Raw genomic sequence first — 20,071 nt, forward strand, 5'->3', positions numbered from 1 at the left:
AATCAGGAGCCTGTATTTCGGCGTTCTAGCGTCACGAAGCTGAAGGCGGGACGCGTGCCCTCCGCAGCATGATCCTCCCGCGCGGTTTCGTGCCATATGGCGGGGTCGAAGGGCTGCACCACGGCATCGCCATCGGGGGCGGCGTGAACCTCGGTCAGTTCGATGCGATCCGCCTTATCCTGAAACAGCGCAAACACTTCCGCCCCGCCGATCACCGCGATTTCCGGCGCATCCCCCGCCATTGCCAGCGCGGCTGTGGGGCTGTGCGCCACTTCCGCGCCGTCGGCCTGCCATGCGGTGTCGCGCGTCAGCACGATATGCCGCCTGCCCGGCAGCGGTGAGGGAAAGCTCTCGAACGTCTTTCGGCCCATCACCATCGGCTTGCCCATGGTCATTGCCTTGAAATGCTTCAGATCGGCGGGAAGGTGCCATGGCAGGCCGCCATCCACGCCGATCACCCCATTATCCGCCCGCGCCAGTACGAAAACGATCATGGCGTTCTTTCACATTCTCCGCCCGCGAAAGTCCAGAGATGGTTTTGTTGCGCAGCGGCAGCATCCGCCCAACCATCACTTCAGTTTCGCGACCACCCGGTCGGCAATCGCCAGCGATGCCGTCAGGCCGGGGCTTTCGATGCCGAACAGGTTGACCAGCCCGTCACAACCATGGTCGGCGGGACCGGAAATCACGAAATCCGCCGCCGGTTCGCCCCGTCCCGACAGTTTCGGCCGCACCCCCGCATAGCCGGGGTACAGCTTTTCGGGATCGAGCGCGGGCCATATCCGCTGCGCGGCGGCGGCGAATTTCGCATGGCGCGCGGGATCGACCGTATAGTCCACCGCGTCGATCCACTCGACATCGGGGCCGAAGCGCGCCTGCCCGGCGAGATCGAGCGTCAGATGCGTGCCCAGCCCGCCCGGTTCGGGCAGCGGGTAAATCAGGTGTCGAAACGGCACTTTGCCCGCATAGGTGAAATAGACGCCGCGCGCATAGCGGGTGGGCGGGACATGGATGCTGTCCAGCCCCTCGGTCGCGTGCGCCAGCGCCTGCGCCGCCAGCCCGCCCGCATTGATCAGGAGGGGCGCGGCCACCACGGCGTCCGCCTCCCCCGGCACATGCACCTGCCACAGCCCGTCGCGGCGACCGATTCGTTCCACCGCACTGCCGGTGACGAGCATCGCGCCATGCGCCTCCGCCTCCCCCAGCAACGCCAGCATATAGGCATGGCTGTCGATGATCCCGGTCGATGGCGACAACAGCGCGGCCGCACAGTCGAGTTCGGGTTCCAGTTCCAGCACTTCGTCCCGGTCGAGCGGACGCAGATCGTACACCCCGGCGGCCTGTGCGCGGGTCAGGATCGTGTCCAGTCCCGTCATCTGCGCGATGTCATGCGCAAAGATCAGCTTACCCGTGCGCCGGTGCGGCACGCCCCTTGCCGCACAAAAATCATACAGCCGCTGCCTGCCCTCGACACACAGTTCAGCCTTCAGCGATCCGGGCGGATAGTAGATCCCGGCATGGATGACTTCGGAATTGCGGCTGCTGGTCGCGGTGCCGAACGCCCCCTCCCGCTCCAGCACCATCGGTGCGTACCCGGCAAGCGCCAGCGCGCGCGCAACCGCCAGCCCGATCACGCCTGCCCCGACCACAATGGCATCGACCTGCCCGGTCATTGCCGCTCCCCCGCTTGCTGACCGCTATCCACGACCAACGGGAGTGCCGTGTCAACCGGCGCCACGGCAAATGCCCTCCTGGGGGATAGCCTTATGCGCTTTCGGATTCGGGCAGGGTGCGAACCAGTTCGAGCACGCGCTGCGCCAGTTCCGGGCGGCAGATCAGCAGGTCGGGCATATAGGTGTCGCTGCGGTTATAGACGAGCGGGCTGCCGTCCACACGGCTGGCGTGCAGACCATGCGCCAGCGCCACCGCGGCGGGCGCGCAACTGTCCCATTCATATTGCCCGCCGGTGTGGAGGTAGATTTCTGCCTCTCCGCGCACCACGGCCATCGCCTTGGCCCCTGCCGATCCCATCGGCACCAGTTCCGCGCCCAGCGCCTCGGCCACCGCAACCGCTTCCTGTGCCGGACGCGACCGGCTGACCACCATGCGCGGCCGATCCGCTGCGGGACCGAGGGGTTGGGGCTTGTCGGTCCGCAACACCAGATCGAGTCCCGGCAGGGCCACGGCACCGATCGTCGGCACCCCGTCCACCGCAAGCGCAACGTGCACGGCCCAGTCGGTACGTTCCTCGCCATATTCGCGGGTGCCGTCGACCGGGTCGACAATCCACACCCGCGAGTTCCCCAGCCGCTCTTCGGTATCCTTGCTTTCCTCCGACAACAGCCCGTCCTCGGGGCGTTGCTCGCGAATTGCGTGGATCAGGAACTGGTTGGCGGTCTGATCCCCCACCTTGCCCAGCGCCTTGCCCGCGCACATCCCGCTGCCGCGCACCTCCAGCAGGATGCGCCCGGCACATGCAGCAAGGTGCGCGGCGAGATCGGCATCGGTCCTGCTCACATAATGTCTCCCAGCAGCATATTGACGATCAGGTCAGCAGCCTCTTCCGGTGCCATCTGCGTCGTATCGATACGGATTTCCGGGTTCACCGGCATCTCATAGGGGCTGTCGATGCCCGTGAAATTCTTGAGGTCGCCTGACCGTGCCTTGGCATAGAGGCCCTTCACATCGCGTTCCTCGGCAACGCTGAGCGGCGTATCGATGAACACCTCGATAAATTCGCCCTCTTCCATCATCGAACGCACCAGTTCGCGCTCGGCACGGAAGGGCGAGATAAAGGCGGTGATGACGATCAGCCCGGCATCGGTCATCAGCCGCGCCACTTCACCCACGCGGCGGATATTCTCGATCCTGTCCGCCTCGGTAAAGCCCAGATCCTTGTTCAGGCCATGGCGCACATTATCGCCGTCGAGCAAAAAGGTCTGACGGTTCATGCGATAAAGCCGCTTTTCGACCAGATTGGCGATTGTCGACTTGCCCGATCCCGACAGACCGGTGAACCACAGCACAGCAGGCTTCTGGTTCTTCAGGTCCGCGCGTTCCTTGCGGCTGATATCCAGCGCCTGCCAATGGACATTCTGCGAGCGGCGCAGGCTGAAATGCAGCATCCCCGCAGCGACGGTCGCGTTGCTGATCCGGTCGATCAGAATGAAGCCGCCCAGCGTGCGATTATCCGTATAGGGTTCGAAGACGATCGGCTTGTCCGTGGTCAGTTCGCAAACGCCGATGGCGTTCAGGTCCAGCGTCTTGGCCGCCAGATGCTCCATCGTATTGACGTTGACGACATATTTGGGTGCCTGCACCGTGGCCTGCACCATCTGCGTTCCCAGCTTCAGCCAATAGGCGCGACCGGGGATCAGTTCATCATCCGCCATCCATACGACCGTTGCTTCAAACTGGTCGGCCACCTGCGGCGGGTTGCCCGATACGGCGATCACATTGCCGCGGCTGCAATCAATCTCGTCGGCAAGGCATAGCGTCACCGACTGACCGGCAACCGCCTCTTCCAGATCGCCGTCCATCGTCACGATCCGGCGGATGGTGCTGGTCCTGCCCGACGGCAGCACGCGCACCGGATCGCCCGGCTTTACCCGCCCCCCGGCGATCAATCCTGAAAAGCCTCGAAAATCGAGATTGGGACGATTGACCCATTGCACCGGCATTCGGAACGGCTTCGCGATGTCGCGCGTCGCATCGACCTCCACCGTTTCCAGATGATCGACCAGCGTCCGGCCGAAATATTCAGGCGCGCGATACCAGGGCGTGTTGTCGGACAGCGCCGTGATATTGTCGCCCCTGAACCCCGAAATCGGCATGGCGACGAAATTCTCAATGCCGATGGAATGCGCAAATTCGCGATAGTCGGCGACGATCTTGTCGAACGCCGCCTGACTATAATCGACCAGATCCATCTTGTTGACGGCCAGCACGATGTTCCGGATGCCGATCAGATGCGCCAGATAGGAATGGCGCTTCGTCTGCGTCAGCACGCCCTTGCGCGCGTCGATCAGGATGACCGCCAGATCGGCGGTCGATGCGCCGGTTACCATGTTGCGGGTATATTGTTCGTGCCCCGGCGTATCGGCGACGATGAACTTGCGCTTTTCGGTCGAGAAGAACCGATAGGCGACGTCGATGGTGATGCCCTGTTCCCGCTCGGCCGCCAGTCCGTCGACCAGCAGCGCAAAGTCGATATCCTGTCCTTGGGTACCGACGCGTTTCGAATCCGCCTCCAGCGCCGCAAGCTGATCCTCGAAGATCATCTTCGAATCATAGAGCAGCCGACCGATCAGCGTGGATTTGCCGTCATCGACGCTGCCGCAGGTGATGAAGCGCAGCATCGTCTTGTGCTGATGCGTTTCCAGATAGGCGTCGATATCCTGAGCGATCAGCGCGTCGGTTTTGTAAACCGGTTCCTGCATATCGGTGTCCGCCATCAGAAGTATCCCTCCTGCTTCTTCTTCTCCATGCCGGCACCGCCCGCATCCTTGTCGATAACGCGGCCCTGTCGCTCGCTGGTGGTTGTGAGCAGCGTTTCCTGAATCACTTCGCTCAGCGTCGATGCCTCGCTTTCCACCGCACCCGTCAGCGGGAAACAGCCCAGTGTGCGAAACCGCACGGAACGCTCGGTAATTTCGGGAAGTTTGCCGAGAACCTTTTCCAGCCGTTCGGGATCGTCCGCCATGAACAATCCGCCGTCCCAGATATAGGTCGGGCGCTTCTCCGCGAAATAGAGCGGGACGATCTCGATCTGCTCAAGCTGGATATACTGCCAGACATCCAGTTCGGTCCAGTTGGAGATGGGAAAGACGCGAATGCTCTCCCCCTTGTTCTTGCGGGCGTTGTAGAGGTTCCACAATTCGGGCCGCTGGTTTTTCGGGTCCCAGCCGTGGCTGGCGGTGCGGAAGGAAAAGACGCGCTCCTTTGCCCGGCTTTTTTCCTCATCGCGCCGTGCACCGCCGAACGCCGCATCGAAACCATATTGGTCGAGCGCCTGTTTCAGCCCCTCGGTCTTCCACATATCGGTATGGAGCGGGCCGTGGTCGAACGGGTTGATGCCGCGTTCGGCAGCTTCCGGGTTCTGATAAACGAGCAGTTCCATGCCGCTTTCGCGCGCCATGCGGTCGCGCAGCGCATACATCGCCTTGAACTTCCAGGTCGTATCGACATGCAGCAGCGGAAAGGGCGGGGGCGACGGGTAAAATGCCTTACGCGCCAGATGCAGCATAACAGCGGAATCCTTGCCCACCGAATAGAGCATGACCGGCTTTTCGGCTTCCGCGACAACCTCGCGCAGAATATGGATGGCTTCGGCCTCCAGCCGCTGAAGATGGGTAAGCGTGGAATCCATGCCTGCTCCTGAAATCATCTCGTACAATCGTTTTCGAACTGCAGCCCAAAAGTAGAAACCGGGTCTGGACGCTTAACCTCCCATATGGGAGTATAGCGATCATGCTGACGATCCGTGACGAGGACGAACTGCTCACCGCCGTGCATGACGGGCTGTTCGAACGGCCGCTCTGGGGCGGTTTTCTGGAGCAGTTGCGGCTGCGCGTTCGCGCGACCGGCGCGACCTTGCTGCTGCGCCTCAGCGAAGAACCGGGCGATGTTCTGATCGGACAGGCAACCGGCCTCTCCCCGGCTGTTCTGATCGACCTTTTGCCGCCGCGCCGATCGGGCGAAACCGCTTCCCTGCCCGCTCTGCGTGAAGGCAGAGTCTATGCGCTTGCCGAGCTGGTCGATTTTCTGGTGCCCGGAAAATCAGCGTCGGAACTGGAAAAGAGCGGCATTCCGGGCCTGCGCGACCTGCGTATCGTACGCATAACCGAAGCGGAGGGATCGCAGGCGCTGCTTGCCGTCGCGCATGACAGCCATCCTCTGTCAGCCGCCGACGGAGCGATACTGGGCCGCATGGCCACGCATTTCCGGCGCGCGCTGCGCAACTATGCGGCGATGACCCGGCTCGATCGGCGCAACGGCATTGCCGAAGACCTGCTGAACCGTACCGATCTGTGCTGGTTCCGCCTCGACCATCAGGGCCGCGTACTGGACCATAGCGCAGGGGCCGATGCTGCGCTCATGCCCAATATGGCCGTACAGATTTCCCGTGACGGAAGACTACGGCTCGCTTCCGCAAAAACAGACACTGCCCTACGCGAAGGGCTGAACACCGTCAGCGCAGGCAGGCAGAGCGCCGTTCCGGTCGATATGGGTCAGGGGGTGTTGCCGGATATGCTGCTGATCCGACCAAAAGAGGCGGACGACAGCGATACCGTCATTGCCTATATCCGCACCGGGTCCGTCACGCATGACCGCTCAACGCAACTGGCACAGCGTTTCGGTCTGCTGCCCAGCGAAGCGCGGCTGGCCATGGAACTGGCGACCGGCGCGACCATCGCACAAGCCGCCGAAACCCTGTCACTCACCATCGAAACCGCACGCAATTATTCGAAGAAAATCTATGCAAAAACCGGTGTGAGCGGGCAAGCGCAACTGGTCCACGCGATCCTGAACAGTACGGCCTGGCTGTCATAAGGCCGGACGGAGTCACCTCCGCCCGGCCCTGCAACAGGATCAGCCGCCCTTGGGCGCGGGGCCTTTTACCGCCGTCACAAAAGCATCGGGGCGGATATACTGCCGGAACGCCGCCTGCACCTGCGGCGCGGTCAGCGAGCGATAATGTTGCGCGGCGATCAGATTGCTGTCGAGCGGCTTGTTCTCCAGCGACAGTTTCAGCAACTGCCCGGCGATACTGCCGAAGCTCGCTTCGCTCAGCGGCAACTGACGCAGCAACATGCCCTTCGCCTGATGCAGTTCGTCCGCCGTCACCGGTGCATCCTGCATCTGCTTCATGTCGCGCACGATCAGGTCATGGGCCTCGGCCACCTTGTCGGGGTCGCTGCCGAAATAGACTCTGTAGCGTCCGCGATTCTGATCGAGGTCGAGGCCGCTGCCGACCGTATAGACCAGCCCGCGCTTTTCGCGCAGGTCACGGGTCAGCCGCGCCGCGTAAAAGCCGCCGCTCAGCACGGTATTGCCGACATTCAGCGCATAGCGCGCTTCGCTATGGTCGGTAATGCCCACCTGCTGCGCCATCATGACCGAATCCTGCACCGCCGTCGCCGCCGGAGTGTTGAACTGGCTTCCCGATGCGTTCAGCGGCACCGCCGGGTAATCGGTCTCGGGTTTCGGTCCCGTCGCCTTCCACCCGCCGAACGCCTGACCGATCACCTGTTTCGCCTGTTCGGGCGTCACATCCCCGATCACCACGATGGTGGTCATGTCGGGGCGATAGGTCTGCGTGTAATAGGATTTGATATCGGCAAGGGTCAGCGCACCGATCGACTGCACCGTCGGATAGCGCAATTCGGGATCGCCGGCGGGCAGCAGTGCCTTGTTGAGGCTCATTGTGTTCAGGAAGTCGGGTGACTTCAACAGACCTGCGGTTTGCGCCGCTTCGCGTTTCTGCATGATCGCGAACGCCTGTGCGGGCATGGCCGGGTTCAGCTCGTTATCCGCCAGCAACTGAACGCCTTTTTCAAAGCTGGCCACCGGCACTGCCAGCGAGAACTGTTTGCCGGCACTTTCATGCGCGCTGATTGCATCGAGTGCGGCCTGGAATTGCAGCCGGTTGAGATGCGTGGTGCCGAAGCTGAACATATCGTCCAGCACATCGGCGACGCCTTCATGCCCCTTCGCCGCCTGCATGTCCTGATTGGTCTTCACCCGACCAAAAACCTCGACCGTCTTGCTGACCTTTTCCGGCTGGACGATCACCCGCAACCCGTTGGGCAGCGTGAAGGCAGTCGGGTGAATGGCCGATTGCGGCTGCGGCAGGGTCGCAAACTGCGCCCTGGCCCAACTCGGCAGCGTCACCGGACCATTGGGCTGACCACCGAAATTCTCGGCACCGCCAAAGCCCTTGCTGCTGACCGGCTTGCCCGAATCCTGCGGGGTCAGGATCGCGGTGATGGCGTGATCGGGATTGAAGACCTGTTTGGCGAGCGCGTCGACCTGTGCAGGCGTCACCGCCTCGATCGCCGCCTTCACACTGTCGGGCGATTGCGCATCGGCGAATGCAAGCGCTTGCGACCAGGCGTTGGCGAGGCCCGACACCGAGTTTTTCTGATATTCCAGATCGGCGATCGCACGACGCTTGGCCGCTTCGACCAGATCGGCGGGTATGCCATTCGCAGCGGTGTCGGCCATGATGGCCTGCATCGTCTGCAACACGCCGTCCGACTTGCCGCCGCGCGGAAACACCCCCTCGGCATAGGCAAGGCCGCTATGCGGCAGGAAGTCGCCGGAAAAGCCCCCATAAAGCGCTTTGCCGCTCAACCCCATTTCGAACAGCTTGCCACGCTTCGACCCCATTGCCTGCGACAGGACGAGCGCGGTCGCATAGTCCTTCGCGCGCAGGCTGGGCATGCGATAGGAAATCAGCGCCAGCCCATAGGGCAGGTCGGACGGCAACTGGATCGTATGGGCCTGTACCGGCTGAAATTTGAAATCGGGTCGCGTCGGCAGTTGCTTGCGCGGGATCGCGGAAAACATGCTCCGCACTTCCTTCAGCGTCGTCTGCGGATCGACATCGCCCGCGATCACCAGAATCGCGTTGTTCGGCGCATACCAGGTGTCGTGGAATTTCTTGAGCGCGGCGGCCGTCGTCTTGTTGAACGAATCGCGCGTCCCCAGCGGCGTATGCGCATAGGGGGAGCCCTTGAACATCCGATCGCGCAACTGGGTATAGAATTTGAACGTCGGGTTGGACATGTCGCGCGACACTTCCTGCTCTATCGCGCCACGTTCCTTGGCCCATTGCGCCTGCTGCATATCGACACCGCGCATCCGCAGCGCATGGATATGCAGCGCGATGCCGAGATCCTGCACCGGCACGGTGAAGAAATATTGCGTCACGCCCTCGGTCGTGTCAGCGTTGAACTGACCGCCCATATTGGCAGCGAGCGCCGCAATCTGATCCTTGTTCAGGCCGGGGCTGCCGCGAAACATCATATGTTCGACGGCATGGGCGGTGCCGGGAAAGCCCTGCGGCACTTCGTCCGAACCGGCGAGATAGTTCATCTCCGTCGTCACCACCGGCGCCAGCGGGTCGCGGACGATGACCACACGCAGCCCGTTTTTCAGCGTCGCGCGCGTCACGTCCTGATGCACGGCGGGAGCGGCGGCAGGCGACGCGGCAAGGGCCGGACCGCCTGTTACCGTAGCAAGCGCAAGCGCTGCGGCGCCCGCGATCCTGATGGTGCGTTTGAAGGAAGGGTTGTTCGTTCGCCCGGATCGCATATTATCTCCTGTGCTGCCCCTGTGGTTCGCCACAATGGTATATCATCACCATTTTGTCCATGACGAAGCACGGCTGGTCGCAGTCAGGCGCTTCAGTCGAAATGAAATGCGATGGTGAAATCGAGCGCGCCGTCAAGCGTCTGCGGCGGTTTCGGAAACGGCGCGGCGCGGCGAACTGTGCGCAATGCCAGACGGTCGAGCATGCGGTTACCGCTGCCCTGCACCACGTTCGCTCTCACTATCCCACCGGCCGCATTGAGCTTGAACGCAATGGTCGCGGTGCCGGGCATATGGATTCCTCCCGGCCGTCGCGCCGCAATCCGTTGCCACAGCAAGGCGGCATAGGCGTTGCGGCGTTGCTCCGTCGATTGAACCGGCGCGGCAGGTGTCGGTGCAGGAGCCGGTTTCTGCACTTGAACCGCTGATGTTTTCACCGGCGGGGCTGTGCGTACCACCGGTATTGGCGCAACAACCGCATCCGGCACGGGCGATTCTGGTGCCGGGGATGGTGCGGATTGCAGCATAGGCGTTCTTTTATGCGGACGCGGCTTGCGGACCGGCTCGCGCTGCGTATCCGCATGGTCCGAAGCCGCGGGCACAGCAATGTCATAGGCAAGAATTGCCGATTCCGGGTGCAGCCGGTGACGGGGCGGCATCAGCCCCAGCCACAGCACGCCGGCGACGCACAGGACCGCCGGCAATGCAACCGCAATGCCGCCGATGCGGGTTCGGGCGGGAGGCCGGTACCCATTCATGTGCGCCGCCGTATCGCCATCAGAATTTGGCGCTCAGATCGACATTGAAACTGCGCCCGCGTCCCGGCACCGGTCGCAACACGCCCGTCGCGTCATAATCGCCCAGCGACATCCCGCCGAGCGGCAGATAATAGGCGGTATCGAACAGGTTGGTGACATCGACGCCCAGCCGAAGCCCGTGCCAGCTATAGCCGCCGCCCAGATTAACCAGCGCATAGCCACTGGTCTCCGGCTCGTTTCGGGTCAGGTCCACACGCGTTTTGGCAGCCACCGCCTGCAGTCCGAGATGCCCGTCCCAGGACTTGTCGGCATAATCCAGCGTCACCGAGGCATGGACCGGCATCTGGTGATAAAGCGCATCGTGATCGCTCAGATTTTCGCCATGCACCCAGCTTGCCTGTGTGGCCAGACGCGCTGCCGCCCCATGCATTCCACGCCACAGCATCAGGTCGCCCGACACGTCGACGCCATAAAAACGTGCCTCCCGATTAGTGAACTGCAACTGCACGAACCCGCTGGGCATCCCCATCATATCGGTCAGATCCTGCAGCTTGCGCACGTCGATATAGTCGGCGACATGCGTCCAGTAGGGCGCGACCTTCAGCGACCAGTCGCCCTTTTTCGCGCTGGTGAAGGTCAGCGCTCCGCTGATCGTATCGGCACGTTCGGGTTTCAGGTCCAGATTGCCGACATAGCCGTTGCCGTCCCCGAACCAGCCGATCATCCGGCTTGCCATCGATCCGCGACCCCAGGTGTAGCGCTCATACAGCGTCGGCGAATGAACTTTGTGCGCATAGCCGAAGTCGATCGCGACGCCCGGCCCGGCCTGATAGCGCATCAGCGCACTACCGCTCCAGTTGCTGTCATGCCGGTGGTGCCCGACCGCATTGAACGCCTTGGCGGCGGCGACATCGGCCATCTGCATCATGCCTGTGCCATAGGGCTGCACATCGCCGGTGTTCATCCACACCTGATCGTTGCGAACGCCGATCGTTGTGGTCAGTGCGGACGACCAGTCGGCATGCCATTCGGCATAGGTGCCCAGCCGGTCGCGATGCGCACGGTTGACGTTGATGAAGGTGTCGGGGCCCATCATCATCGACCCTGCGACCGGCGGCCAGTAATCGTTCAGCCACTGATGCTGATATTCGCTGCCGATATTGATCGTGTCGCGCGACGTGGCGAGCAGGCTGAGCTTCAGGACATAGCCCGCGCCATGATCTTCGGTGTTCATCGGCATACCGCCATCGGCGGTCCCGCCCTTGTCCGCCAGAAAATTCATTGCATGGTCGGTGTCGCGGTAATGAACCTTCAGGTCGACATCGCCCCAGTCGAAATAGTTGGTGTAGCTGCCGTTCAGGAACCATGACCTGTTGTCCGTCATGTCCATATATTGATTGGGAAAGCCCTCATACGGCGCCCGCTGGATGCCGCCGCGAAGCTGGAACAGCCCCGCGGAGGTCTGCGCGGCAAAGGACAGGCTGTGGTCGGTCTTTTCATATTCGGTCGACCGGACCACCCCGTCGTTGCCCCCGCCGTCATAATTTTCCGAACGGGTATAGGAACCGTCATAGGTCAGGCTCAGGGTATCCGTCGCCGCCGTCATCGCCAGCGATGCGCCCGCCGCATTGCCGTTCGAGCGATAGAAGCCCGACGCACGGCCGGTGAACAGCGTGCTGCCCTGTCGTGCGAATTCGGGCGGCGCGGTCTGCACCAGAATCGCGCCGCCTATCGTATCACCGCCCAGGCTGACCGGCGAAACTCCCGTCACCACGCTGACCGATCCCACCGTATGGGGATCGGTATAGGACAAGGGCGGGTTCATATTGTTGGGACATGCGCTGTCGATGGGCACGCCATCGACCAGGATACCGATCCGTTGATTATCCAGCCCGCGGATGCTGGGCAGGCTGGAAAAGCCGCCCGCACCATAGGCACTGACACCCGGCAGCCGGGTCAGGATACCGGCAAGGTCGCTCGATTGCGACGATTGCTGCTCAATCTGCTCGCGGGTGAGCGTCCGGACATCATCCGATGCGACGGATGGCGTGCTGTCCGATGCAACATCGACGCCGGGCAACGCGGTCGGTTGTTGCGCAAAAGCGGGCGAGACGGAAATACAGGCAAACATAGTGCCCGCCAGCAAAGGCAGGCGGCGCGCAACGGCGCGCGAAACCAGATGGTTCATAGCATTCTCATAGCCGGACAGACCCTCGCCACAGGCAAAGGTCGTCAATTTTTCAGACGGAGCGGTTCAGCCCCGACGCGACAATTTTTCAGGCAGTGAGAATGGGCGGCGCACGGCTTGGCGGCGGCGGCGCGGACATGCCGCGCCCGGGTGCCGCACCGGTTACCGGCAGAACCGGCCATGGCGTGTAAGCGATCCGTGCTTCGAACGGCGCAGGTGCCGGACCGGACGACATGGAGGGGGCGGCATGTCCGGCAAAGGGACATTGCATGTCCGATCCCTTGTCATGCTGATCGCCCTTGCCGTGATGGCCCATGTCCATCCCCGGCATCGCCATCGTGGCCGCGGTCATCGGACCATGACCCGAACACAGCACGATCTGCACACCGCCATCGGCGCCGCGCATGGTCATGAATCCCGGCGGCACGGCGAGCGTATAGGCAAGCGCCGTCAACGCTGCGATCAGCATCGCCGCGCGCGTCAGCCCGGTTCGGAAAGCGCCCAATCCCATAGCGGTTTGCGGTTACCGCGCCCGGCGCGGCTTCACAAGTACCGCATGTCGTTCAGGATCAGACCGCGACAGGCGCCTTGATATGCGGTTGCGCCTGATAGTCGCGCAGCACAAAATCCTCATAGGCATAGCCGTCGATCGAATCGGGCTTGCGCAGGATTTCCAGCGTCGGCAGCGGACCCGGAACACGCGTCAGTTGTTCGCGTGCCTGTTCGATATGGTTGGAATAGAGATGGCAGTCGCCGCCGGTCCAGATGAACTCACCCGGCTCCAGATCGCATTGCTGTGCCAGCATGTGGGTGAGCAACGCATAGCTGGCGATGTTGAACGGTACGCCCAGAAAGATATCCGCCGAACGCTGATAGAGTTGCAGGCTCAGCCTGCCGTTCGCGACATGCGTCTGAAACAGGCAGTGGCACGGGCTGAGTGCCATCGCATGCAGTTCGCCGGGGTTCCACGCAGTCACCACCTGACGCCGCGACGCCGGGTTGGTGCGGATCGTGTCGATCAGTTCCGCAATCTGGTCGACATGGCGCCCGTCGGCGGCTTCCCAGTCGCGCCATTGCTTGCCGTATACGGGGCCGAGATCGCCGTTTTCATCGGCCCATTCGTCCCAGATCGACACCTTGCGTTCCTGCAACCAGCGGACATTGGTGTCGCCGCGCAGAAACCACAGCAGTTCGACGATGATCGAGCGCAGATGTAGCTTCTTGGTGGTGAGTACCGGAAACCCTTCCGCCAGATCGAATCGCATCTGGTGACCGAACACCGATCGCGTTCCCACGCCGGTCCGGTCCTGCTGCTCGACGCCGTCATGCAGTGCGCGTGTCATCAGTTCGAGATATTGCCGCATGGCGACAGGCTTAGCGTCCGGCGTCGTTGTCGCCAAGCACGGATGATTGCTCCATATCGGATGAAAGCCGCGCCAAAACCGATTCGGTTCCGGCTGCCGCACTCCGGCGCATCATGGCAGCATTTCAGCCATGCCGAGTGCCCCTCGCGGTCCATCGACACCAGCCGATCCCGCCGACCGGTGGTTCGCTGGCATTGCCTGCGCCCCGGTCGAGATGGTGGCGTTCGCCTATTGCGATGCGCAGATGCGGTTGCTGGGAATGCGACATATACGATCCCTCGAAATCGACCGCGCGGAGCTGCCGTTGCGCGACATCACCACCGATGCGCTCGGCTTCGGAGCCACGAAAATGGTCATGGCGCATAACCACCCCAGCGGCATCGCCCGACCTAGCCGCGGCGACTGCACCGCAACGCGCGCACTGGTGCGGTTGCTCGCTCCGATCGGCATTACGCTGATCGACCACCTGATCCTGACGCCGGATGCCAGCGCCAGCTTCCGCGCGCTCGGCCTGTTATGACGTTGCGTGACGGGTGGATGCAGGCGTGGCGGCGGGCTGCGCCAGACGGCAGGGCCGGATATCGGCGGGTTCGGGACGCGGCCCCTGCGCCTTGAATACCGCCAGATAGCCCCCTGCCGAGGGCATCGGCTCCATGCGGATCAGGGTATAGCCGACGGCTGCAAATTCGCATTTCAGCAGCGCCGGCGGCGTACCGTGATACTGGGTCGGCCGGTCGGCATCGACGACGATCACCTCTCCATCCGGACGCAGTGAAGGGCGCATGTACCAGAGAAATTCATAGGGCGATTCGATCTCATGATACATGTGCACCATCAGGATGCGGTCGAAACTGTCGGCGGGCAGCAACGGATCGGCGGGCTTGCCCAGCCGCACACTGACATTATCGAGCCGTTCGCGCGCCACGCGTCTGGCAAGCGCATCGCGCACTTCCGGCACGATATCCTCCGCCAGCACGCGCCCCTTCGGCCCGACGCGCGACGACAGGCGCACGGTATAATAGCCTGCCCCCGCCCCGATATCGGCCACGGTCATGCCGGGCCTGATCCCCGACTTGTCCATCACCTCGCCCGCTTCGTTCAGGCGGTCGCGCGCTTCCTCGGTCGACCAGCGGCTCGATACGATATTGGCGACCGGCCGGTCCGCCGCCGGGAACGGCCCGGCATCCTCATGATTGCGATCCGGCACCTTGGGCGGACCACCGTCGCATCCGGCCAGCAACAACACCCCGGCCAGAACCAGCAAGGGCGTGCGCCATTTCATCAGTCGACATCCTCCACATCGACCGTCTCGCCGGTCACCCGCTGGGATAGCGCAGCCGCCATGAACGGGTCCAGTGCGCCGTCGAGTACATCCGAAGGCGCGGTCGAGGTGACGCCGGTGCGCAAATCCTTCACCAGTTGATAGGGTTGCAGAACATAAGAGCGGATCTGATGCCCCCAGCCGATATCGGATTTGGAAGCATGTTCATCCATCGCCGCTTCTTCGCGCTTGCGCAATTCGGCTTCGTACAGGCGCGCCTTCAGCATCCCCATCGCGGTCGCACGGTTCTTGTGCTGGGATCGGTCATTCTGGCTGGCAACGACGATCCCAGTAGGAACGTGCGTGATGCGCACCGCGGAATCGGTGGTGTTGACGTGCTGCCCGCCCGCACCCGATGCCCGATAGGTGTCGATCTTCAGATCGCCTTCATTGATATCGATATCGATATCGTCGTCGATCACCGGATAGACCCAGACGCTGGAAAAGCTGGTGTGGCGGCGTGCCGAACTGTCATAGGGCGAAATGCGCACCAGCCGGTGTACGCCGCTTTCGGTCTTGGCATAGCCATAGGCGTTTTCGCCTTTCATCAGCAGCGTCGCCGACTTGATGCCCGCCTGTTCCCCGGCATGATAATCGACCAGTTCGACCTTCAACCCGCGACGTTCGGCCCAGCGCTGATACATGCGCTGGAGCATTTCCGCCCAGTCCTGGCTTTCCGTCCCGCCTGCGCCGGCGTGGATTTCGAGATAAGTGTCGTTGCCGTCCGCTTCGCCCGACAGCAGCGCCTTCACCTTGTCGCGCTCGGCACGCGCGGCAAGCGCCGCCAGATCGGCGGTACCTTCCGACGCCATATCCTCATCGCCTTCGGCTTCGGCGAGTTCGATCAGTTCGACGGTGTCGTTGAGTTCGCGTTCGATGTTGCGCGTCGCGGTTATCGCATCGTCCAGATGGCCGCGTTCGCGCATGACCGCCTGCGCTTCCTTCGGATTATCCCATAGCGACTGGTCCTCAACGCGCGCATTGAGTTCGTCGAGCCGCCTGAGCGCCCGATCCCAGTCGAGAAAACGCCGCAGCAATTCGAGTGCCGCGTTGATCTGATCCACATATGCCTGCGCTTCAGCGCGCATGGTTCACTCCATCAATCTGTATCACCGCCTGTACCGGGCACGACATTGGCCCGGCGGACGGATGGTTGACCGCCGATATAGGGAAGTCTGTAGCGACTAGTAAATTCCGCCCTGCTGCTGAAGGAAGTCGCTGTCATTCTGCGGCTTTGCTTGTTGCGCCGGTGCCTGTTGCTGTTTTTGCGTTTTGGGGGCCTCATCCTGCCGTCGTGCCGTGCGGGCGGCGGTTTCGGATTTGAACGCTTCCCAGATCACCGGTGCCTTGGCGGTATCGGTGGGCCAGCCGCCGAATACCGGCTTGCCGGTCACACGGTTGATCCGCACCATGCGGATACCGCGCGGCGCGACAAACGGCTTATGCTTCAGATCGGCAAAGGCCTGTTTAGCGAATTGCTGGAACACCGGCACGGCAATGGTCGCGCCCTGCGCATAATGGCCCAGCGGACGCGGTGTGTCATAGCCGACATAGAGTCCCGCGATCATCTGCGGCACGCCGCCGATGAACCAGACATCGGTCGGACCGCTGGTCGTACCGGTCTTGCCCATCATCGGCCGGTTGAAACTCGCCAGCCGGCGTGCGGTGCCGCGCGTCACCACGCCTTCCATGATATGAACGATCTGATAGGCCGTCTGAGCATCGACAAGCTGCTTGCTCTGCACCACCGGCCGCGGCATCGCCTTGCCGTTCCAGTCGGGCGCATTGCAGCCTTCGCATGCGCGCCAGTTATCGGGCCAGATCACCTTACCGTGCCGGTCCTGCACATAATCGATCAGCGTCGGCGTCAGTGCGCGACCATGATTGGCCAGGATCGCATAGGCATTGACCATGCGCTGTACCGTGGTTTCCCCGGCACCCAGCGCGAAGGAAAGATAGGGCGGATATTTCTTTTCGCTGACCCCCAGCCGCTGGATCATGTCGACCACATGATTCATGCCGGTCTGCGCCGCGGCGCGTACTGTCATCAGGTTGCGCGACTGTTCGATGGCCCAGCGCAGCGTGTGTTCGCCCGTGCCGCCTTCATGGGCAAAGTTGCGGAAGCATTTCTGGCCCAGCCCGGCACCCTGATAGACGCAATAGGTGGCGTCCGAAATCAGCGTCGCGGGTGTCATCCCCTGTTCCAGCGCGGCGGAATAGATGATCGGCTTGATCGTCGATCCCGGTTGCCGTTCCGCCTGAATGGCACGATTGAAAGCCTGAATACGCGAATCGAATCCGCCCTGCATCGCCATCACCCGGCCGGTGCGCGGATCTTCCACCATCATACCGCCTGATACGCGCGGAATGCTCTTGAGCGTGTAGCTGTTACCCGATGGCGCGACGGCGATAATGTCGCCCGGTTCCAGCGCGGAAAAAGCGGTGCCGCCCTTGCCGCGCACCGACATCGATGCCCCCGAGCGCGGCAGGTCCGCCGTCTTGCCGTTGTCAAAGCCGATCGTGGCGGTATCGCCATCCTTCGACACCACGATCGCCACGCGCCAGTCTTCGTAATTCAGTCCGGCATTGCTGTAGATCAGCGGCCCGCGCCAGTCGCCGTCCTTAATCTCCACCTTGCGGATCGGTCCGGTCCAGCTCGTACCGCCGCGCATCCGGTCATAGCGGATCAGCCCGTCGCGCAGCGATTTTTCGGCATAGGCCTGTAGCTTGGGATCAAGCGAGGTACGCACCCACAGTCCGCCCGCATAGACGCTGTCCGGGCCATCTTCCGCAGTGGCACCGAATTTGTCGATCAGTTGCCGCCGTACAGCCTCAACGAAATAGCCCGCCACGCGCGGATATTTGGGGGGCGGGTTGGCAACCGTGCCCAGCGGTTGCGATACCGCTTCCTGATATTGCGCCTGATTGATGAACCCGTTCTTGCGCATTTCGTTCAGCACCCAGTTGCGCCGGTCGAGCGCGCGCTGGGTATCGCGGTCGGGGTCGTAATTGGCCGGCCCCTTCGGCAGGATCGCCAGATAGGCCATCTGCGCCAGTGTCAGCTTATCCAGGCCCTTGCCAAAATAGGCGCGGCTCGCCGCCGCCACGCCATAGGCGTTGCGACCCAGAAATATCTGGTTGAGGTACAGTTGCATGATCTGCTGCTTGGTCAGCGCATCCTCGATCCGCCAGGCAAGGATCGCCTCCTTGATCTTGCGGGTATAGGTCACCTGATTACCGATCAGCAGGTTCTTCGCCACCTGCTGGGTGATGGTCGAGGTGCCGTGCGGCGTATGCCCCGAAATCAGCCCCTTGAACGCCGCACGCACCAGTCCCGGAAAGTCGAGGCCGTGATGTTCGAAAAACGTCTTGTCCTCCGCCGACATATAGGCGCGCACGAGCAGCGGCGGATATTCGTCATAGGACAGCTCGATCCGGCGTTCGCGGGCATAGCTGTGGATCGGCTCCCCGCTGATCGACCGGACATAGGTCGGCAGCGGCGGCTCATAGGATTTCAGTTGATCGACCGACGGCAGATTGCGGGCAAACAGCAACCACAGCGCAAAGGCACCCAGCCCCGCCAGCAGCGCCAGCCAGGCAAGGATGCGAAACCACCAGCGCGTGCGGACTTTGGCGAAACCGCCTTTAAGGCCCCCCACCCCACGCTTCAGCCGTAAATTGACGTTCGATACGCTTTCTTCGGACATAGTGCGGCGGTGTAGCAGGAAATGCCTGCCGCGCCAGCCATTCCCGATCAGCCGTTCGAATCTCTGTCGCTATGTTCAGACGCATATTGGCGGGCGAAGAAAACTTCGACTGCCTGTTCGACGCTGTCCGCGATCTTTGCGCGACCCGCATTGGAATTCAGGAACGCCGCGTCCGTCGGGTTGGAGATATAGCCGGTTTCAAACAGGATCGACGGCATGTCGGGCGCCTTCAGCACCATCAGCGACGCCATGCGATGAAACTCCGACTTGGTGGGGATCAGCGGGTTCGCCTCGCGTCCCAGCAACCGTGCGAAGTTCGACGACGCGTTCATCGTCTGGCGCTGGGTCAGATCGATCAGGATCGACGAAACATCCGCCGACTGATGCCCCAGATCGACACCGGAGATCACATCCGCCTTGTTCTCCCGCGTTGCCAGCCGGGCGGCCTCCTTGTCGGACGCCACCTCCGACAACGTATAGGCGGTGGCACCGTGCGCGTCCGGGTTGTCCGAACTGTCGCAATGGATCGAGATGAACAGGTCGGCATGCAGCTTTCGGGCAATGCGATAGCGTTCGCGCAGCGGAATGAACCGGTCGGTGTCGCGGGTCAGTGCCACACGCACCCGCCCCGATTTGATCAGCGCATCGCGAATTGCCAGTGCGGTTTTCAGGGTCAGATTTTTCTCTTCCAGCCCCTGATAGCCGATCGCGCCGGGATCATGCCCGCCATGCCCCGGATCAATCACCACCAGTGGACGGCTGGGGTCGCCATAGACGTGCGGCAGGCCGATCATGGTCGCACGCGACGGCACCGGAAGCCGCACGCTATATTTATGTTCGTGCCCCCTGCGCCCGAAAAGAAAGGCGGGAAGAAAACGCAGCCGCCCCGCCTGTGCGGCCTGTGCGAAGCCGGAATCGCTGGTGGCACGAAGCGACAGGGTAAGGGTGCTCCCGTCCTTGCCGAAATCACCCTTCGTCACCACCGCAGGCTGAGACAGGTCGAATACGATGCGCGTCGCTGCGCCCCCGTCATGTATCCCCTGACGCACGTCCGCGATCGGCCCGGCCTTGGTCACCGTGCCGCCGGGAGTGGCTCCGTTGACATCGACCGCAATCCGCCGCGGGCCGTCCAGCATGAAAGCGCTGGCATCGGCAACGCTGCCGTCGAAGCGGATGACGATACGGTCTGGCTGCACGCTGACATGTTCGATCGCGCCCGCCCAGGCAGGCGCGCCGCCGAACCAGGCGGCCAGCAAGGCAAGTAAAAGGGCCACGCGACGGCTATGCCGTGCGACTTCGTCTGCGGTCCAGCCAAAAATGGCGGGAATGGTGTTTGCGGCGTTCATCACGCTGCCCCTGTGCAACAGGTCCCACCAAGGAGCGGTGAAGCGATAGCGTTAATCGCCGCTTTACGAAAT

Annotated in this window: 16 protein-coding genes; 2 read left to right on the plus strand and 14 right to left on the minus strand. The window is 62.5% G+C overall.

All coding sequences use genetic code 11. From position 1 onward, the window contains the following. Window positions 1-2: 2 nt before the first annotated feature. The 5 genes from FHR23_RS03705 to cysD form a co-directional block, all read right to left on the minus strand. On the minus strand, window positions 3-494 hold the full coding sequence (locus FHR23_RS03705; protein ID WP_184001555.1) for a dihydrofolate reductase: 492 nt from the start codon (window positions 492-494) through the stop codon (window positions 3-5). Window positions 495-569: 75 nt separating this feature from the next. Further along, entirely contained in the window at window positions 570-1,673 is a 1,104-nt protein-coding gene (locus tag FHR23_RS03710; protein ID WP_184001556.1) for an NAD(P)/FAD-dependent oxidoreductase, read from the minus strand. A gap of 91 nt (window positions 1,674-1,764) precedes the next feature. Then, window positions 1,765-2,517 (minus strand): inositol monophosphatase family protein, encoded by a 753-nt coding sequence (locus FHR23_RS03715; protein WP_184001557.1) that lies wholly within the window; start codon window positions 2,515-2,517, stop codon window positions 1,765-1,767. Further along, the gene (gene cysN, locus FHR23_RS03720; protein WP_184001558.1) at window positions 2,514-4,454 is read right to left on the minus strand and encodes a sulfate adenylyltransferase subunit CysN; all 1,941 of its coding nucleotides are present in this window, start codon (window positions 4,452-4,454) and stop codon (window positions 2,514-2,516) included. Before cysN ends, FHR23_RS03715 begins: the two co-directional genes overlap by 4 nt. Next, window positions 4,454-5,368 (minus strand): sulfate adenylyltransferase subunit CysD, encoded by a 915-nt coding sequence (gene cysD / locus FHR23_RS03725; protein WP_184001559.1) that lies wholly within the window; start codon window positions 5,366-5,368, stop codon window positions 4,454-4,456. The genes cysN and cysD overlap by 1 nt, the downstream gene beginning before the upstream one ends. 101 nt (window positions 5,369-5,469) lie before the next feature. Between cysD and FHR23_RS03730 the strand changes: the two genes are divergently transcribed. Continuing rightward, complete coding sequence (locus tag FHR23_RS03730) at window positions 5,470-6,552, plus strand: helix-turn-helix transcriptional regulator (protein WP_184001560.1); 1,083 nt, start codon at window positions 5,470-5,472, stop codon at window positions 6,550-6,552. Between the two features lie 39 nt (window positions 6,553-6,591). On the opposite strand, the gene FHR23_RS03735 is transcribed toward FHR23_RS03730, so the two are convergent. The 5 genes from FHR23_RS03735 to FHR23_RS03755 form a co-directional block, all read right to left on the minus strand. Further along, entirely contained in the window at window positions 6,592-9,318 is a 2,727-nt protein-coding gene (locus tag FHR23_RS03735) for a M16 family metallopeptidase (protein ID WP_184001561.1), read from the minus strand. A gap of 92 nt (window positions 9,319-9,410) precedes the next feature. Beyond that, window positions 9,411-10,073, minus strand: a complete 663-nt coding sequence (locus tag FHR23_RS03740) for an energy transducer TonB family protein (RefSeq protein ID WP_246359672.1) — start codon at window positions 10,071-10,073, stop codon at window positions 9,411-9,413. 19 nt (window positions 10,074-10,092) lie between these two features. Next, a complete protein-coding gene (locus FHR23_RS03745) occupies window positions 10,093-12,261 on the minus strand; it encodes a TonB-dependent receptor (protein WP_184001562.1) in 2,169 nt (722 codons plus the stop codon). An 88-nt stretch (window positions 12,262-12,349) separates the two neighbouring features. After that, window positions 12,350-12,772, minus strand: a complete 423-nt coding sequence (locus FHR23_RS03750) for a DUF2946 family protein (RefSeq protein ID WP_184001563.1) — start codon at window positions 12,770-12,772, stop codon at window positions 12,350-12,352. 58 nt (window positions 12,773-12,830) lie between these two features. After that, complete coding sequence (locus FHR23_RS03755) at window positions 12,831-13,625, minus strand: thymidylate synthase (RefSeq protein ID WP_184002160.1); 795 nt, start codon at window positions 13,623-13,625, stop codon at window positions 12,831-12,833. 130 nt (window positions 13,626-13,755) lie between these two features. On the opposite strand from FHR23_RS03755, the gene FHR23_RS03760 reads away from it, so the two are divergent. After that, window positions 13,756-14,145 carry a JAB domain-containing protein gene (locus tag FHR23_RS03760; RefSeq protein WP_184001564.1) on the plus strand — a complete coding sequence of 130 codons (390 nt, stop codon included), beginning with the start codon at window positions 13,756-13,758 and terminating at the stop codon, window positions 14,143-14,145. On the opposite strand, the gene FHR23_RS03765 is transcribed toward FHR23_RS03760, so the two are convergent. From FHR23_RS03765 to FHR23_RS03780, 4 genes are all read right to left on the minus strand, one after another. Further along, window positions 14,140-14,907, minus strand: a complete 768-nt coding sequence (locus FHR23_RS03765) for a class I SAM-dependent methyltransferase (protein WP_184001565.1) — start codon at window positions 14,905-14,907, stop codon at window positions 14,140-14,142. The genes FHR23_RS03760 and FHR23_RS03765 overlap by 6 nt on opposite strands. Then, the gene (gene prfB / locus FHR23_RS03770) at window positions 14,907-16,034 is read right to left on the minus strand and encodes a peptide chain release factor 2 (protein WP_184001566.1); all 1,128 of its coding nucleotides are present in this window, start codon (window positions 16,032-16,034) and stop codon (window positions 14,907-14,909) included. The genes FHR23_RS03765 and prfB overlap by 1 nt, the downstream gene beginning before the upstream one ends. Before the next feature lie 96 nt (window positions 16,035-16,130). Continuing rightward, entirely contained in the window at window positions 16,131-18,653 is a 2,523-nt protein-coding gene (locus tag FHR23_RS03775; protein ID WP_184001567.1) for a penicillin-binding protein 1A, read from the minus strand. A gap of 47 nt (window positions 18,654-18,700) precedes the next feature. Beyond that, the gene (locus tag FHR23_RS03780; RefSeq protein ID WP_184001568.1) at window positions 18,701-19,999 is read right to left on the minus strand and encodes an N-acetylmuramoyl-L-alanine amidase; all 1,299 of its coding nucleotides are present in this window, start codon (window positions 19,997-19,999) and stop codon (window positions 18,701-18,703) included. Window positions 20,000-20,071 lie beyond the last annotated feature (72 nt).

This window comes from Stakelama sediminis (assembly GCF_014199335.1).
In the GTDB taxonomy this organism is placed as follows: domain Bacteria; phylum Pseudomonadota; class Alphaproteobacteria; order Sphingomonadales; family Sphingomonadaceae; genus Sphingomonas; species Sphingomonas sediminis.